Here is a 17,031-nt window from a genome sequence, read left to right on the forward strand (position 1 = left end):
GGGGGGGCTTTCTAAGAATTTATCATAAAAGTAAATAATTCTGAATAAATGCAGCTCAAATATTTGAGCTGTATTTATTTTAGAAAGATATGGGTTTAAACGTAGCCATCTGCGAACTTATTTGTTTCGCTAGGCACAAAATGATAGGAGTGAATACTTTTGAAAAAAAGAAGATCATGGTCGTTAGTTCTAATTATTGCATCGTTAATAATTCTTACTGTAGTTTGTGTTTTCTACTTGCACAAAGAAAACACATCGAAAGTAGCTTACAAGCCCAATTTAATAACTATAAAGAGCATGCCTGACTTAACTGAGTCTGGGAAAGTATATGCGAAAAAGGTTCAACAGTTAAAAATACCCGATGGCACAATTTCACAAATTAATATAAAGAATGGTCAGTCTGTTATTAAAAATGATATCGTGCTTACCACACATGATGAAAAAGCAGAGAGTCAGTTATCTTCAATAGAGCAAAAAATTCAAAGAAACCAGAGATCAATTTTATCTCAAGATACATTAGTTACTGTCCTTCAAAGAAAATTAACTTCGTCAGAAAATAGTAACGACGAATTAAAATTACAGTTAGTACAAGAACAGAATAACTTAGAGGACTTACAAGGCGATTTAGCGTTACTTCAGAGTAAATACAATGAAGTAAGCAGTAAAATTAATCAAACTCTTGTAGCACCTTTTGATGGCATAATAAATTTAAATGATACTAAAACGGGAAAGCCAGAGTTGATCCTTCACTCTCAGGGGTTAGAGATTCACACAACTATTTCAGAATATGACTATACTAAAGCAACTGTAGATAATAAAGTTAAGATTTTTACTTTATCAGATAGAACAGAAAAAGTAGGAAAAATACAATTTATTTCAAAGACCCCTAGTGATACAAATAAAAAGAATTTCTCTTTATACAATATGGTAGTACAAACCCATGATAATTTTATGGAAGGACAAAGCGTTAGTGTATCGATTCCGCAAAGCGGATATAAGGTCCCCTTAAAAAGTATACAGAAAAAAAAGGACAACTATTATATATATAAAATTGATAAATATGATGTTGCCCACAGGATAAGGGTAAACATTACCAAAAAGGATTCGTTTTATATAGTAAATAGTGGCTTGAAACCTGGTGATGTTATTATAGCTGATCCAACAAATAAGCTCTCTGATGGAACTGAGGTAAAGTCATCATGATTTCTATTAAGAACTTGAATAAGTACTATAAACAAGGAAATAATTCAGTACACATCTTGAAAGACATTTCTTTTGATGTTACCGCTGGAGAGTTTGTTTCTATTATGGGACCATCTGGTTCAGGTAAATCCACACTAATAAATATTATTGGGTTTTTAGACGATAGTTTTAAGGGCTCCTATTCTTTTAAAGACCAAGAAACTAGTGTGCTAAACAAAGCTAGTAGATCTAATTTAAGAAATAGGAGTGTTGGCTTTATTTTTCAGAACTTTAAACTCATAAATAATCTTACCGTAGCTGAAAATATTGCGTTGCCGTTGTTGTATAGAGGTGCACCCCATTTGGAAATAGAACAACGTACAAATGAAATTCTGGAAAAGGTAAATTTACTGAAATTCAAAGAAGAATACCCTTTAATGCTATCTGGTGGTCAACAACAACGGGTATCGATTGCCAGAGCGCTTATTAATAATCCTAAATTCTTAATTGCAGATGAACCAACCGGTGCCCTTGATTCTATTACATCCCAAGATATTCTTAATATTTTTATCCGGTTAAACCGTATAGGTACCACAATTATCATGGTTACTCATGATAAAAAGGTTGCTGAAAAAAGTCAACGTATTCTACATATTGTTGATGGTTCTATAAATAGTGATAGGAGGCTGTTATGACTCACATAGACACGTTTTCAACTGCATTGAGATCTTTGAAGAGTCATCCAAAGAGAAGCTTTTTGACCATTCTAGGAATAGTGATTGGTGTGGCAGCAGTTATTGCAATAATTTCATTAGGAAACGGGTTAAAAAGTGCAACATTAAGAAACCTGCAAACAACGCATTCTGGGCAACAAACTGCAGAAATAAGCTATACATCTAACGACTATGAGAATAAAGATAATGGCTTTGACAACGGCGATATTACGCTGTTACTCAATACTTCCTCCTTACATTTAAACAAAGTTAAACTTATAAATGAAGATGGTGTAAAAACACCTGCCAGTATGAATGTGGATTTAAATGGAAAGGAAGTAGAAAAAGCTGTTAAATTTGTCAAAAAAAGCAATCTAATTCTCCTAGCTGGAAGGCAAATAACGATAAGTGATAATAATTTAAGAAACAATGTAGTCCTAATTAATGAAAAAACAAGTAATCTATATTTTATAAATAGCAAGACAGCATTACACAACAACATAGACGTTGAAGGCACTAGTTATAGAATAATTGGAGTGTTTAAAAACATAGATTCTATCGATGAAACGTCTACAGACATGGTTATTCCGCGAGCATCTTTCAATGAAAACAAAAAAACTACCGGCAGTAATAAGATCAAAATAATATTTGATAATGGTATCAATGTTAATAGAACAAGTAAAAAAGCATCTAATTTGTTAAATAAGAAAGGTAGTCATAAGTATGTGGGAAGTTATACCTATACAAATTTAGGGGCCATTTTAGAAGGTATAGGATCAGTTATAAAGGGACTAACGTATTTTATTAGTGCCATTGCAGGAATATCTTTATTTATCGCAGGAATTGGGGTAATGAATATGATGTATATATCTGTTTCTGAGAGAACACAAGAGATTGGAATACGATTGGCTATTGGTGCGACACGTCAGAATATTATGGAGCAATTTTTGTTAGAGGCAATAATACTGACCAGCCTAGGTGGTGTTTTAGGGTTAGTTATAGGTGGCACTGTTGCATATAGCATTTCATTATTCTTGCCCTTTCGAGCCGTTATTACCCTTGGGTCAGTTGTATTGGCTGTAGGAGTGTCAACAATTGTAGGATTGATTTTTGGGCTATTACCAGCTAAACAAGCTTCTAACCAGAACTTAATCGATGTACTTAGATAAAAATAAGACTATTTCTGCTGAGTTAAGAAAAACAGGCTGTTTTTCCAGCACCTTTAACCACTCAATTCACTGTTACTATTAACATTATGACGTACCCACTATACATTAGGGTCCCAGTTTGTTCACGAAAAATAGTCTAGTACCATATTGCCTAACGATTCTCAAAGGTACTAGACTATTTTTCGTGAACAAACTGGGTTAAAGAATTTAAATTCAATCCGGATGTTTCACGTGAAACAATTTGGTTAATTTTCAATTGGATCTTTCATAATCAGCCAGAGTATCAGATAAGCGATAATCCCAGGAAACATTGGTGTAATCGCTAAAATGACAAAAATCAAACGTGCTAAGTTAGTGTTCCAGTCAAAATGTTCGGCAATACCACCAATGACACCAGCGATAACGCGATCATGACGTGAACGATGAATGTTAATTTTCATGAGTAACCTCCCCGTGAACTGTATTTTAGCTCAAGTGTAGCGTTTTAAGTTGAGTGCGTCCACTAGAACGATTAGCCTCAGTGATTGGGGAAGGGGTGATCGGTTAGCAAGGTGGTGTAGTAGCTGATCTCTGCCAAGGCAGCAGTCAGACCTTTATGGTAGCGTGGTGCCAATGGGGCAGCCGGTATTGGTTGACCATCAGCCTGTAACGTTTCCTGAACATTTCCGACTGGCGTGGGCTTTGGTAAGACAAGCACGCCCAAACGTTGCAGAATTGGGACGAGCGCCGCGGCACCAAACTGGCCACCGCGCATATTATCGGCATAAGAAATAATCTTTCCAGGTTTGCGCTGCATCTCGAAGCCAAGAAAATCCAATGCATTTTTCAAAACGGCTGGTTCAGCATGATTATATTCTGGTGTTAAAAAGACATAACCATCCGCGGCGGCCATGTCGTCGACCCAACGCTGCTGATTGGCTGGTAGCGTTCTCTGTGGATTAGCCATCGGTGGGAGTGCTTCCGAAAAAAACGGTAACTGATAAGTGGCCAAGTCTAAAAAGGTGAATTGAACGGCTGATTTAGGTTGCGTAGCCACTAATTGTTGTAAATAGTTAAATAGGTAGCGTCCTAAAGCGCCTTGCCGTGTACTACCTAAGATAATTGAAATGTTTTTCATAGATTAAAGTCCTCATTTCTAATATTGATTCATGTGAATACAAAATGGTATTATAGACTCAAATTCAAAGTAAGACAAGTATTAATTCACGTGAATTAAAAATGGAGTGATTAAATGACAGGCACCTTAATAACACAACTTATGACCGAATTAAATGGTTTCATCACGCAAGATAGGTTGAATGACCGCGAGAAGCAGTGGGCGATCAACCAAGTTAGCGATGCCCAGCTACAAGCGCAATTAAAGCAGCTTTCGACGACCGATATCAAGATTATTGCCCAGTTAGCCCAAGCGGATTCGACACGCGCCAAAGCCCTACCACAGCCAACGGCGCTCTCACAGGCGACGATCTCACGGGGACTCACCAAGTTAGCAAAATTGGGCTTAGTCGTTAAGTTTCGCAGCCTGAAAAATAATAAAGAGATCCTCGTGCGGCTAACCCCCGCTGGTCAGCAAGTGGCCGAGCTACATGTGAAGTTGGACGCGGCCATCGCAGCCAAGGCTCAGGTCATTGCTGCAGACTATTCACCGACCGAATTGGCGCGATTTGTTGAGCTGATGCACCGAATTAGTCAAATAAAGCCGTAAGCATTAGCACTCGTACGTGCAGAGTGCTAAATTCTTGCAACCATGATAAAAGCTGTTAGGATAGATGGTGAAGGTCAGGAAAGGTCAAACAGTATTTGATCGTCATGACCCGGAATAACTAGCCAGTAACTTTTTGAAAGGGGATTGTGATTATGGCTAATGAAATGATGAATCGGAATGGTTTTGGAATGTTAGATCCTTTTGAACGCATGGCACAACGTTTCTGGGCACCTTTTGATGATGGTGAACAGGCGTTAAAGACTGATATTAGTGAAACTGATGACCAGTATCAAGTTAAAGTCGATGTGCCTGGTATTGATAAGCAAGATGTTAAGTTAGCTTATCGCGATAATTTACTTTCAATTAAAGTTCAGAAGCACAGTTTCGTTGATCATGGTGACCAAGCACAAAATGTGGTCATGAATGAGCGTCGCGAAGGCACGTTGCAACGTGATTATATGTTACCAGATGTAGAAGCTGATCAAATCAAAGCAACCCAAACGGCTGGTGTTTTGACGATTACGTTGCCAAAGTCCAAGCAAGCGATTGCGGACAACGGCAAGATTGAAATTAATTAATTTCAAGCCATTAAAAAATGATAAAACTGAATTAGGTCAGGATTAATAAAAAAATAAAGTTGGCAATCTTAGCAAAACTGAGAGTGCCAACTTTTTTGTGGTCAAAAAAATGTCTATCACTAGTAAAAACTAGCAATAGACATTTAAATTTATCAGTTAATTTTACCGATTAGTCAACGATGGCAACATAACGATAGCTGCCTGAAGTAGCTAAATATTTCATCCATTGATAACCGTCTGCAGAAACGGTGCCAAGGTAATGAACTGAATCACCAGTGTAATATTCGCCGACGATTGAAGCATTTAGACTTGCACCAGTTCGGATATTAGTGTTGGTCTTAAACGTGTAATACCCAGACTTGTTTGATGTCGTGGTTGAACTGGCTTTAGTGCTGGTCGTAGTCGTTGCGCCACTAACTTTGACGTAACGTTGTGCACCACTGGCAGCTAAATAACGTAGCCAAGTTTGACCATTTTTAGTGATCTTAGCATTGTAACGAACGGTACTGCCTTGGTAATAAGTCCCAACAGTTGAGGCTGAGTCACTAGCAGCCGATTTAATCGCGGTGGTGCCGGTAAACTTGTAAGTCCCAGTAGCCGCTTGAACCGTTTCACTAGTGTTGTTAGTCGTTGAAGCTGAGCTGGTAGTCGTGGTGCCACTGATCTTGACGTAACGTTGTGCGCCACTAGCAGCTAAATAACGTAACCAAGTTTGACCATTCTTAGTGATCTTAGCATCGTAGCGAACGGTACTACCCTTGTAGTAAGTCCCAACAGTTGAAGCTGAATCATTAGCAGCGGACTTGATTGCCGTCGTGCCAGTGAACTTGTAGACCCCAGTTTCAGACTTGATTGTTTCGCTTGAAGCGCTGGAATTATTAGTTGAGGTTGAAGTAGTTGTTTTAGCGCCAGCAATCTTAACGTAGCGTTGTGCGCCACTAGCAGCTAAATAACGTAGCCAAGTTTCACCATTTTTGGTGATTTGAGCATCGTAACGAACGGTACTGCCTTTGTAGTAAGTCCCAACAGTTGAGGCTGAGTCACTGGCAGCCGATTTGATCGCCGTTGTACCAGTGAACTTGTAAGTCCCAGTCGTTGCTTTGATCGTTTCACTAGACGTGCTAGTGTTACTTGAAGTTGAGCTACTGGTTGAAGCGGCAATTTTAACAAAACGTTGCGCGCCACTAGCTGCGAGGTAACGTAACCAAGTTTCACCATTAGCAGTCACTTTAGCATTGTAACGAACGGTACTACCTTTGTAATAAGTCCCAACAGTTGCCGCTGAATCACTAGCTGCTGACTTGATAGCGGTAGTCCCGGTAAATTTATAGGTCCCAGATTCAGCTTTAACTGTGGTCCCAGTATTGATTGTGTCACCGGAATTTGTGCTGGTGTTCGTGCTGGTATTTGTAGGGGTACCAGTGTTAGTGGTACTACTATTGCCAAATGTTGCCGTGCCAGCGCTGTCGCTCAACAAACCAGTGTAGTCGATGCTGACATCAATATCGCCGGTATAAGTTGAACCTGAAGGCAAAGTTGCTTTTGAAGAAAATTGCCAAGCACCCATATCTGAATTCCAACGGGTGGTGTTCGTTGGTGTATAAGGATATTGTGCCATCCAAACACGTGAATTACCAACTGTGGCTGCAACTGCATTGGCATATTGATAATCTTTGAAAGTATAAACACCATGATTAGTATAACCAGCAGCAGTTAAAGCGGACCAGAAAGTGTTCAAGCTAGAGGCGATGCTAGCGGTCGCAGTTGAAGATTCCATATCCGCGAAGATCAGCACTTGCTTAGAAACGTTATTCGTCGTCAAGAAGTTGACCAAATTAGACGCTTCGGCAGTGGCTTCCGTGCTAGTAGTAAAGTCAGCATAATGATAGAAATCAACATTTAAACCAGCTTGGTCAGCCATTTTAGCTTCGCTAACGGCTGCTGGGTTTGTATAAGTGGTTCCTTCAGTTGCTTTAACGATAACCGTTTTAACCCCTAAGGATTTCAAAGTGTTGAAGTCGGATTGGGTCATATCAGCTTGATAAGAGGAGACATCCACAGCGTCAACCGTTGGACGAGTCGTATCACCAATCGTCCAAGTATCTTCAACAGGTAAAGATTCTGCGACCGCCATGATGCGGCTAGCCACTGGGGCAACCGTCGTGGCGGCACTGGCACTGCTAGTTACAGTTGAGCTAGCGGATACACTGGACGTGACTGAGCTAGTAGCAGCAGAACTAGTTGCTTCACTAGAGACCGTTGAGCTAGTGGCAGCCGAACTGGTTGCTTCACTGGCACTCGACGTACTAGTTGCGGCACTAGAAGTCGTAGCACTGGTGGCAGTGGACGTGCTGGCTTCACTTGCAGCAGAAGTATTAGTGGTACTAGAACTAGTCGATGCTTGAGAACTGGAACCACTAGTTACAGTGGTACTTTTGGTACTGTCATTGGTTGAATTAGTGTTAGTGGCATCGCTAGTGCTGGTGTTGGTAGCGCTACTTGTATTAGTAGTACTATCTTGACTTGCAGCGTTGCTATATGTATTAACACTGTTTGCTGATGAGCTGGTAGCACTGCTGCTGGATTCACTGGACGTTGTCTTTACTGTGGCGGTTACGTCAGCGTGGATCGTCGGGTTACTAATCAGAGCACCACCTAAAAATGAGAAAAATGTGAGGCCGGTAACGAGCCAAAGTTTACCAGATTTATAGAGCTTAAATCTTTCTGACTCATCGAAATTAAGCTGCTTTCGTGATTTAAAATTCATTAAAATTACACATCCTTTAGTAGTCTTTGTCGAACAGTTTAATTATAAAAGATTTATTAATATAAGCAAGGTCACATTGTTAAATTATCGATACTGTACACCTTTTAAGCATCGTTGTTCTAAAAGAAAATTTATTTTCAATGCGGATAGTCGTTAGGAAACTGAACTAAAAAATTCAATCAGAGTGAGTAGTCATGCAGATTTTGCTAGTGGGGTGACAGTTTAAAATAATCAACGGAGAGTTGCGCACGAGCTAAATTATCGGTATGATAGAAATGTAAGCGTATTCATAACCAAAAGAATAGTTTTTATTCAGTTAGAAAAGGTGATTGGCATGACAACAGCATTTCCCAAGGGCTTTTTATGGGGCGGCGCGACCGCAGCAAATCAGATTGAGGGCGCTTGGAACGTTGACGGTAAAGGCCCCAGTACCGCGGACATGGTGACTGGTGGGACTTTTGAAACGCCGCGTCACTATACGGCGACGATTCAACCCAACACGTATTATCCATCGCATCAAGCGAGTGATTTTTATCACCATTGGCGTGAAGACTTAAAATTATTGCATGAAATGGGCTACAACACTTATCGGCTATCAATTGCTTGGTCACGGATCTTTCCAAATGGCGATGATGAAACGCCTAACCAGGCTGGGTTGGACTTCTATCGGCAAATCTTTGAACAATGCCGTGATTATGGCATTGAACCAATTGTGACGATCTCACATTATGAAACACCGTATCATCTAACCCAAAAGTATCATGGCTGGTTGGATCGGCGGGTGATCGATTTTTATGTGAAATATTGTAAGACGATTTTCTTAGCCTATAAAGATCTTGTTCATTATTGGCTGACCTTTAATGAGATTAATATTTTAATCATGATGGGTGGAGGCTATGTTGGCGCAGGTCTACCATTAAAAGATGGTGATCCCATGTTTGGCGGTAAGATGACGGATGCTACGCGTCAAGACTGTTTCCAAGCATTACACCATCAATTTTTAGCCAGTGCCAAAGCGGTTCAGCTGGCGCACCGCATCAATTCAGATAATTGGGTCGGTTGTATGATTGCTGGGAGCTTGAGCTATCCATTAACGCCAGCACCGGCAGATGTGCTATTGAATCAACAAGAAATGGCGATGAATAATTGGTTCTGTGGTGATGTGCAAGTTCGTGGCGCTTATCCATATTTCGCCAAGCATTATTTTGATGAACATCATATTCACCTGCAAACGGCACCAGAAGATACTGCGATACTGAAAGCGGGCAAAGTTGATTTTTACTCGTTTAGTTATTATTCTTCCAATACCCGAACGGCTGATCCAACTAAAGCTGAGTCGGCTGGTAATATGACAATTGGTGCGAAGAATCCCTATTTGAAATATAGCGAATGGGGCTGGAGTACAGATGCCACTGGATTGCGGGTTTACTTGAACGCCGTCTATGGTCGTTATGGCATTCCCGTTATGGTGGTTGAAAATGGCTTAGGTGCACGGGATGAAGTGACTGCCGATGGGCAGATTAATGACGATTATCGAATCTCATATTTGAAAGAACATATCGAAGCGATGCACGCTGCGATTGATGACGGGGTGGACCTGATTGGGTATACGCCCTGGGGTTGCATCGATTTGGTGTCAGCGGGAACTGGTCAAATGGCTAAACGCTATGGTTTCATCTACGTCAACCGTGATGATCAACAGCAAGGTGACTTTAAACGGTTACCTAAAAAGAGTTTTTACTGGTACAAGCAAGTTATTGCATCGAATGGTGCAGATTTAAGTACTACGGTAACTAAAAATTAAATTGAACCTAGTGAAACGACACATAATTGGCCTGGAGTTGATTAAGTGTCGTTTTTTGGCAAATATTCAGTATTGAGAAAACATTTCCCGGGAAATAGTCAGCTTAATTTCAAATTGTCGGCTATTTTTGACAGTCAGTACTGACCAGTCTTGTTATGCTGGTGTATACGAGGAGGATTACTTATGTTAGCGACACAACTACGTGCTCACCGAAAGGCCGCTCACCTGAGTCAGGCCGCTTTAGCTCAGCAGCTTTATGTCAGCCGGCAAACAATTTCCAACTGGGAAAATGGTAAAAGCTTACCGGATATTTACAGCTTAATTGCGTTGAGTGACCTATTTGAAATATCGTTGGATGACTTCATTAAAGGAGATGTCCGTATGCAAAAACGACTGGATACTGATCAACAACTTGCGCCATTATTTGCTGCTGGCACTATTTTTGTCAGCTTTTTAACGGTCATGAACAATGGTCCAATGAGTGAACCTTTTAGCCAACGCTTACGAATGGGACTAATTATTGGTCAGTTGCTATTCAGTGTTTTTCTGCTATATAAAGGGAAAAACTATGCCCATTCCTTTATTGACCGCCGTGGAAATGGTCGCAAGATTAAGCTGGATTGGTTTTCAACTTGGTTGATGTATTATTTAACTGTTTTTAATACCGTTGTAACGGTTGCTTTTGGCCTATGGGCGCTCACCGGCTAGCAAGGTATCGCTTGATCAGAAAAATTGGTGCTAAGTTCAAAGCGACAGTAAATTAAGTGTCACTGAGTGGATAAAAATGTGATAAGCTTGTTGAGATAACAATGACTTACTGAAAATTAGTAGAATTTTAATTTGGAGATGACCGACGTGGATGACGCAGAGCGCGAGCGCGGACCATGGCATCGTAATTTAATCGTTTTATGGTTTTGCACGTTTGTGGCCGGGATGGCTTTTAGTGAAATTATGCCGTTTTTGTCATTATTTGTGAGTCAATTAGGCGATTTTACCAAACAACAGGTGACGTTTTATAGTGGGTTGGCGTATGCGGCCGATTATGCGATCTCCGCAATTTCAGCGCCACTCTGGGGCATCATTGCAGATAAAAAAGGCCGTAAAATCATGTTGTTGCGAGCATCATTAGGTATGGCAATCGCCATGGGGCTGATGGGCTTTGTGACCAATGTCTGGCAACTGGTGGCTTTACGTGCCCTACAAGGGGTGTTCGCTGGCTTTATTTCAAATGCACAGGCCTTGGTGGCCTCACAAACGCCACGGAAGTATAGCGGTCACGCGCTTAGCACGCTGATTACGGGTGCTGTGAGCGGCCAGCTTTTTGGCCCGGTGATTGGTGGCTTTTTGGCACAACTTTTCTCAATTCGAAATACCTTCTTTATTACGGCCGGCTTATTAATGTTGGCTTTCCTGTTAAGTTTGGTATTTGTGCAAGAACATTTCAAGCCGGTGGTCCATCATCGACAACCTGGTGAAAGTCGTAATCCGTTGGCTGCCTTTAAGAATCCAACTTTAATTATGATGATGTTATGTTCAACGATGATTGTTCAAATGGGGAACGCCTCAATTGCGCCCATCATTAGTTTGTATGTCAAGCAATTAATGCATAATGTCGGGCCGATTACGGTTGTCGCTGGGATCATTGCGGCATTACCGGGGATTTCAAATATCTTAGCGGCACCGCGGCTAGGCAAATATGGCGATCAACACGGTTCCGGTCGTGTGTTAGTCTTTGGCTATATTTTTGCTGTGGTGATGTATTTCCCACAAGGACTTGTTTCTAGTGTGGTGGCGTTAGGGTTTTTACGATTTGCGATTGGGATCTCAGATGGGGCCTTGTTCCCAGAGATTCAGACGGTATTGACAAAAAATACACCGGTGCATCTGACTTCGACAATTTTTAGCTACAATCAATCTTTTCAAGCGATTGGAAATATGATTGGTGCGTTCGTTGGCGGGATTATTGCGGGTATTTTTGATTACAATTCGGTCTTTATTTTAACCGCAGTGGTTTTATTGATTAACTTAGTCTTGATTTTATGGTTAGTGCCAGACATTTGGCAGGGTCGTCGAACCGCGGCGTAGGCTAAAACTGAATGGGCCTGGGACTAATAATCCTGGACTCTTTTTTGACGGTTTTTTTAATTGTTGTCATTTTTACCACGGGCTTGTTTTTCAAAATGCCACGCGCATACTTAGTTTCATGAATATCGAACTAACAACTTGTGCCGCTGAAGATCAGCGACACGTGGCAATTTTTAAGGCATTGGCTGAGCAAAATCGGTTGCGAATTATTCGGGTGCTTTATCAAACAGACCGTGAAATGACTTGTAGCGAAGTGGGGGCACAATTAAATATCAGCAAGTCGACAACCTCTTATCATTTTAAAGCGCTCCGAATCGTTGGCTTGACCAATACGCGCCAAGTTGCCCAAACCAAATATTTGTCGTTACAGTTAGCGACCTTTGACCGTTACTTACCAGGGTTCTTAGCCACCCTGTAATTTTGAGTTGCTTAATTCGATCGCTATCGAATTAAGCTGACAGAAAGAAGTCTATCCGCATGACAACAACCCATACTCATCAACATAGCCGCTATCTCGCTTTAGGAATGGTGTTAGCCGCAACGAATATGCGCCTCCCAATTACGATGATGCCAGGCCTAATTAGTCCCTTGAAACAGACTTTAGGCTTACCCAGTTCAATGGCTGGCCTGATCACCACGATTCCTTTATTGACCTTTGCCGTGATGTCACCACTAATTGCGCGCTGGGGGCATCGTTTTGGAAATGAGTGGACGATTTATGGGATGTTGATCGTTTTAGCCGTTGGGAGTTACTTACGGGTGGTGCCTTCGATCACGTTGTTATTTATTGGGACATTATTGGTTGGCATCGGGGTTGATGGTGGTAACGTCTTGATTCCAGCGATTATCAAAGATAATTTTCCGCAAAAGATTGAGTTAGCAACTAGTGGCTATACCGTTTCGATGGTACTGATCGGTTCCTTGGGGACGGGTTTGTCGGGAGTGATGGCTGCCCACTGGTCGCTACCAGTCACCATGGCCGCATTATCCGTTATTGGTCTGCTTAACTTGGTCGTGTGGTCCCCAAATTTGAAATATAATCATCGGGCACCCGTTGAAAATTCGGAGACGGCCCAAATACCGGTGCGGCCGAGCGTGTGGCGCTTGCCGTTAGCCTGGGTCGTCACGGCATTTTTTGGCTTGCAAGCCTTAGTCTATTACTCATTACTGACCTGGTTGCCCACCATCCTGACGGCGCATGGGTTTACGACCGTCGTAGCCGGTAATCTAGTGACTTTAATGCAATTAAGTATTTTACCAATGTCATTTTTGGTGCCGGCTACTTCGGGTAAAAAAGCCGGGGTGATCACCATGAATGCTATTGTGGGAATTGGATTTATGTTAGGTGCTGCGGGGATATTATTGCCCGGGTTAAGTTTGCCATTGGCAATCATTCTGTGCGTGATGCTGGGATTAGGTGCCGGGGCATCGTTCAGCCTCGCTGTCGTATTTTTTACTCAAAAGACAACTAACGGTTTTGAAACTGCTGATTTATCAGGGATGGCACAATCGGCCGGCTATTTATTGGCAGCGTTGGGGCCAGTCCTCTTCGGTTGGCTTGGTAGTCACGTTGGCTGGACGTTGGTATTGTGGCTGGCAATTGGTTTTTCAGGCTTGTTAACGTTGTGTGGGGTGATCATTCAACGTCATGAGTCAATTTATGCTTAGGGGTGTTAGAAGATGCAAGCAGCTTATATTAATCAGACTGGGGCATTTAGCAACATTAAGGTGGGTGAGTTTCCGCGACCAACGATTAAAGCGAATGAGGTATTGGTTGCAGTACAGGCTGTAGCGGTCAATCATGTGGATACTTTTGTGCGCAGTGGCGGGTTTAAAACGGCCTTACCGTTGCCCGCGGTCATTGGTCGAGATGCGGTTGGGACCGTTGTAGCCGTGGGCGCCCAAGTCACCCAATTTAATCATGGTCAATTAGTGTGGACAAACAGTATGGGCTACGCCGGGCGCCCTGGCGTAACCAGTACGCTAGCAGCTATTCCGGCCGAACGCTTATTTCCAGTTCCAACAGGGGTTGATCCCCGTCAACTGATTGGTGCGGTACATTCGGCCGCAACGGCGGCTATTTTATTACAATCGGTTTTGCAGTTAAAAGCGGGTGAAACATTACTCGTTGAAGGGGCAGCAGGCCATGTTGGCACAAAGTTGGTTCAAGTTGCGACTGCTTTAGGTGCCACGGTTTTGGCAACTGCGAATCCCCATGACTTTGCCCGGTTAGCAGCTTTGGGTAGTTACAAGAGTTATGATTACCATGGTGACTTTGCTAAGTTGATTGCTCAGGAACAGGCAACTGGGATTGATGCGATTGTGGATACCTCGGGACGGGTGAGCTTGAAGACTAATTTAGCGTTATTAGGCGTGGGCGGTCGCATTGGGCTGATCACGGCACCGAAAAATAATCAGTTCACTTTTGAAGTCCGTCAAATGTATACGCGGCAACAACAAATTCAAGGTTTTGTCATTAGTCATGCAACCTTAGCGCAACTCCAAATGGCTGGCAAACGCGTTAATCAGTTGATGGAACAAGGAAAGCTGTTGGACGATCAGCTCGTCGTTTATCCTTTTTCACAGGCAGCACAGGCTCATCACTTGGTCGAAACGAACCAAGTTAAGGCAAAAATAATTTTAATTCCGGATTAAGCTTGATGGCATCTAACTTTTAAGGTTAGATGTATTTTTTTAGACAAATCACTTGCCTTCGAGTTAGTAGAACCTAGTAAAGTATGTTTTATTAATTTATCAAACGGAGGAATAGCTGATGGCAATTTTACAAATCTTGGCAGTCGTCTTGGTTGCGACTGGGTTGCTGACTTTGGTGGGAGACCCTACTAAATCCAAGCGACATCCCGCAAAAGTCAAAGTGAAATAACGGATAAAATAATTGACCTCGACCCCGGTCCAGGCGCTAAACTGTACTTGTAAATGAAGTTAGTCAAAATGATAGGAGCGATTTGATGACAACAGTAAATGCTGCTAATGCGGGTACTTACGCATTTGATGACACGTTTAAAGTTAATCGTTTAGGTTACGGGACCATGCAGTTAACCGGTCCTGGGACTTGGGGTCCTTATAAAGATCCAGAAAATGGGATTAAGGTAATTAAAAAGGCCCTGGATTACGGTGTCGACTTTTTTGACACCGCGGATTCATATGGTCCTTGGTTCGCTGATCGTTACTTGGCGGCTGGTCTAAAGGGTGCCGCTAACCGTGATAAGATTTTTATTTCTGATAAAGTTGGTCAAACACGGCAAGGCCCAAATGTCTGGACGCCACATGGTGAACCTAATTATTTGCGGCAACAAGTTGAAGTTTCAATGATGACTTTAGGCTTGGATCATGAAGACCTTGTTTTCTTGCACCGGATTGATTCACATTTCTCAATTGCCGATCAAGTTGGCGAACTGAAGAAGTTGCAAGATGAAGGTAAGATCAAGCATATTGGTTTAAGCCAAGTCACAGTCGACCAAATCAAGGAAGCACAAAAAGTGGCCAAGATTGATGCGGTTGAAAACTTGTACAATGTCGCGGATCATCGCGATGATGATGTTTTGGACTATGCGGAGTCACAACACATGGCGTTCTTACCATGGTTCCCATTAGCCACTGGGAAGCTAGCTCAGCCAGGTAGCCCGTTAAGCACCATGGCACAGAAGTATCAAGTTAGCCCAGCACAGATTGCGTTAGCTTGGTTATTGAAGCGTTCTAAGAATGTTTTACCAATTCCTGGGACGAGTTCGGTTGAACATTTAGCCGACAATGTCGCCGCTGCGAATGTGGTACTTTCGGATGCTGATTTTAATGAATTAAGTCAATTAAGTACTAAATAGTTTTTCCGAAGAGTGGGACAAAAGGCGGTCTGCTACCGAGCATAGCCTAGAAAGTCGAATGATTGGTATTTTCAATCGTTTGACTTTCGTAGCTAAGCGGAGGTCGCAGCCTTTTGTTCCACGTTTCGGCTATAAATATTAGAAATATCAAAATGAGCCTGGGGCCTTGTCCCAGACTTTCTTTTTTTCAAAAAGTTTGCGCGTATAATTAAATTTGAGGATTAATTATAAAGAACAGCGTGACGGATGGGTCTGTTGGTTGTTCCACAAAAGGAGTTCTAACCGATGACGAAGATTAATTGGGACGGAAGTGGTCAAGAAAAAGCGCGGGTTGCGACTGGGCTAATTGCGGATATCGTGGCAAACTTGGACCCAGAAAAGGATCGGCCGTTACGCGAATTGTTGGCGGCTTACTATACTGAATTGATCAATCAGCGTTCTGGCTCTAACTTATCCGTTTTGCGACGACTTTATCTTAGCGTTAGCAAATGTATGCAGCAAAATGGTATCATCTTGAATGCTGAAAATGAGCAACGATTAGCGGCATTATTAGCCTTAGGTGCGGTGCGCTATCCGAGTGACTAGTGGCAAGTGAGGGACTAAATCAGTGGTGGTGGCAAATGTGGCTGGACTGGTGCTTGTGTTTATCGTGTGATAACGACTAGAATGGGGAAACATTGTATTGAGAGAGGTTGGATAAAATGACACCACGAATTAAGAGCAATCAGCCCACAATCTATTTGGCTGGACCATGGTTTACAGCTGGTGAACCAGAGCGATTGGCTAAGATCGAGCAACTCATGAACGACTTAGGACTGACCTACTACAGTCCACGCTTAGATGGAATTGATTTAACACCGGATGCGACGGAAGCGGATCGTAATGCCGTTTTTGCTGATAATGTTGCCCATTTGAGGCAGGCGAAATTAGTTGTTGCCGTCGTTGATGACTTTGATACGGGGACCATTTGGGAAACTGGTACTGCCTTTGGGTTGGCTATCCCAGTCGCATACTACGCAGAAACCCTAGCAGGTGGAACTTTCAACGTTATGTTGGCGAAGTCTGGTAAAGCGATGGTTGAGAATATGACAGATTTAAAAGCCTTTTTGCAAGACCCAACTTCAGATGCCTTTCAGTATGCTGGAGCGATTCGATAAAATTGAATTATTTATCAAAAAAGGCGCCT

The 17,031-nt window shown here is 42.2% G+C and carries 17 protein-coding genes; 14 read left to right on the forward strand and 3 right to left on the reverse strand.

What is annotated here, in order from left to right; translation table 11 throughout:
• Positions 1-159: 159 nt before the first annotated feature.
• Genes RA086_RS00490 through RA086_RS00500 form a run of 3 tightly spaced genes read left to right on the forward strand, consistent with a single transcriptional unit; the run spans position 160 to position 3,064 of the window.
• On the forward strand, positions 160-1,203 hold the full coding sequence (locus RA086_RS00490; protein ID WP_308701972.1) for an efflux RND transporter periplasmic adaptor subunit: 1,044 nt from the start codon (positions 160-162) through the stop codon (positions 1,201-1,203).
• Positions 1,200-1,877, forward strand: a complete 678-nt coding sequence (locus tag RA086_RS00495; protein WP_308701973.1) for an ABC transporter ATP-binding protein — start codon at positions 1,200-1,202, stop codon at positions 1,875-1,877. Before RA086_RS00490 ends, RA086_RS00495 begins: the two co-directional genes overlap by 4 nt.
• On the forward strand, positions 1,874-3,064 hold the full coding sequence (locus RA086_RS00500) for an ABC transporter permease (RefSeq protein WP_308701974.1): 1,191 nt from the start codon (positions 1,874-1,876) through the stop codon (positions 3,062-3,064). Before RA086_RS00495 ends, RA086_RS00500 begins: the two co-directional genes overlap by 4 nt.
• A gap of 245 nt (positions 3,065-3,309) precedes the next feature.
• Here the strand turns inward: RA086_RS00500 and RA086_RS00505 are convergent, their stop codons facing one another.
• Both RA086_RS00505 and RA086_RS00510 read right to left on the reverse strand, forming a co-directional pair.
• On the reverse strand, positions 3,310-3,504 hold the full coding sequence (locus tag RA086_RS00505) for a PspC domain-containing protein (protein ID WP_308701975.1): 195 nt from the start codon (positions 3,502-3,504) through the stop codon (positions 3,310-3,312).
• Between the two features lie 77 nt (positions 3,505-3,581).
• A complete protein-coding gene (locus RA086_RS00510; RefSeq protein ID WP_308701976.1) occupies positions 3,582-4,181 on the reverse strand; it encodes an NADPH-dependent FMN reductase in 600 nt (199 codons plus the stop codon).
• Positions 4,182-4,295: 114 nt separating this feature from the next.
• Between RA086_RS00510 and RA086_RS00515 the strand changes: the two genes are divergently transcribed.
• Positions 4,296-4,769, forward strand: coding sequence for a MarR family winged helix-turn-helix transcriptional regulator (locus tag RA086_RS00515; protein ID WP_308701977.1), 474 nt, complete (start codon positions 4,296-4,298; stop codon positions 4,767-4,769).
• A 152-nt stretch (positions 4,770-4,921) separates the two neighbouring features.
• The gene (locus tag RA086_RS00520; RefSeq protein ID WP_308701978.1) at positions 4,922-5,347 is read left to right on the forward strand and encodes an Hsp20/alpha crystallin family protein; all 426 of its coding nucleotides are present in this window, start codon (positions 4,922-4,924) and stop codon (positions 5,345-5,347) included.
• A gap of 169 nt (positions 5,348-5,516) precedes the next feature.
• Here RA086_RS00520 and RA086_RS00525 read toward each other — a convergent pair whose 3' ends face one another.
• Positions 5,517-8,114, reverse strand: a complete 2,598-nt coding sequence (locus RA086_RS00525; RefSeq protein ID WP_308701979.1) for an SH3 domain-containing protein — start codon at positions 8,112-8,114, stop codon at positions 5,517-5,519.
• Between the two features lie 334 nt (positions 8,115-8,448).
• Between RA086_RS00525 and RA086_RS00530 the strand changes: the two genes are divergently transcribed.
• From RA086_RS00530 to RA086_RS00570, 9 genes are all read left to right on the forward strand, one after another.
• Positions 8,449-9,918 carry a glycoside hydrolase family 1 protein gene (locus RA086_RS00530; RefSeq protein WP_308701980.1) on the forward strand — a complete coding sequence of 490 codons (1,470 nt, stop codon included), beginning with the start codon at positions 8,449-8,451 and terminating at the stop codon, positions 9,916-9,918.
• Between the two features lie 183 nt (positions 9,919-10,101).
• Entirely contained in the window at positions 10,102-10,626 is a 525-nt protein-coding gene (locus RA086_RS00535) for a helix-turn-helix transcriptional regulator (protein ID WP_308701981.1), read from the forward strand.
• A 147-nt stretch (positions 10,627-10,773) separates the two neighbouring features.
• The gene (locus RA086_RS00540) at positions 10,774-12,003 is read left to right on the forward strand and encodes an MFS transporter (RefSeq protein ID WP_308701982.1); all 1,230 of its coding nucleotides are present in this window, start codon (positions 10,774-10,776) and stop codon (positions 12,001-12,003) included.
• A gap of 118 nt (positions 12,004-12,121) precedes the next feature.
• A complete protein-coding gene (locus RA086_RS00545; RefSeq protein ID WP_308701983.1) occupies positions 12,122-12,421 on the forward strand; it encodes an ArsR/SmtB family transcription factor in 300 nt (99 codons plus the stop codon).
• 59 nt (positions 12,422-12,480) lie between these two features.
• Positions 12,481-13,671 carry a CynX/NimT family MFS transporter gene (locus RA086_RS00550; RefSeq protein WP_308701984.1) on the forward strand — a complete coding sequence of 397 codons (1,191 nt, stop codon included), beginning with the start codon at positions 12,481-12,483 and terminating at the stop codon, positions 13,669-13,671.
• A 12-nt stretch (positions 13,672-13,683) separates the two neighbouring features.
• On the forward strand, positions 13,684-14,658 hold the full coding sequence (locus RA086_RS00555) for an alcohol dehydrogenase catalytic domain-containing protein (protein WP_308701985.1): 975 nt from the start codon (positions 13,684-13,686) through the stop codon (positions 14,656-14,658).
• 314 nt (positions 14,659-14,972) lie between these two features.
• On the forward strand, positions 14,973-15,845 hold the full coding sequence (locus tag RA086_RS00560; RefSeq protein WP_308701986.1) for an aldo/keto reductase: 873 nt from the start codon (positions 14,973-14,975) through the stop codon (positions 15,843-15,845).
• Between the two features lie 285 nt (positions 15,846-16,130).
• Positions 16,131-16,430: a bacteriocin immunity protein gene (locus tag RA086_RS00565; RefSeq protein ID WP_308701987.1), complete on the forward strand. Its 300-nt coding sequence runs from the start codon at positions 16,131-16,133 to the stop codon at positions 16,428-16,430.
• 116 nt (positions 16,431-16,546) lie between these two features.
• Positions 16,547-17,002 (forward strand): nucleoside 2-deoxyribosyltransferase, encoded by a 456-nt coding sequence (locus RA086_RS00570; RefSeq protein WP_308701988.1) that lies wholly within the window; start codon positions 16,547-16,549, stop codon positions 17,000-17,002.
• The last annotated feature ends 29 nt before the right edge of the window (positions 17,003-17,031 follow it).

This window comes from Lactiplantibacillus brownii, from assembly GCF_031085375.1.
Taxonomy (GTDB): Bacteria; Bacillota; Bacilli; order Lactobacillales; family Lactobacillaceae; genus Lactiplantibacillus; species Lactiplantibacillus brownii.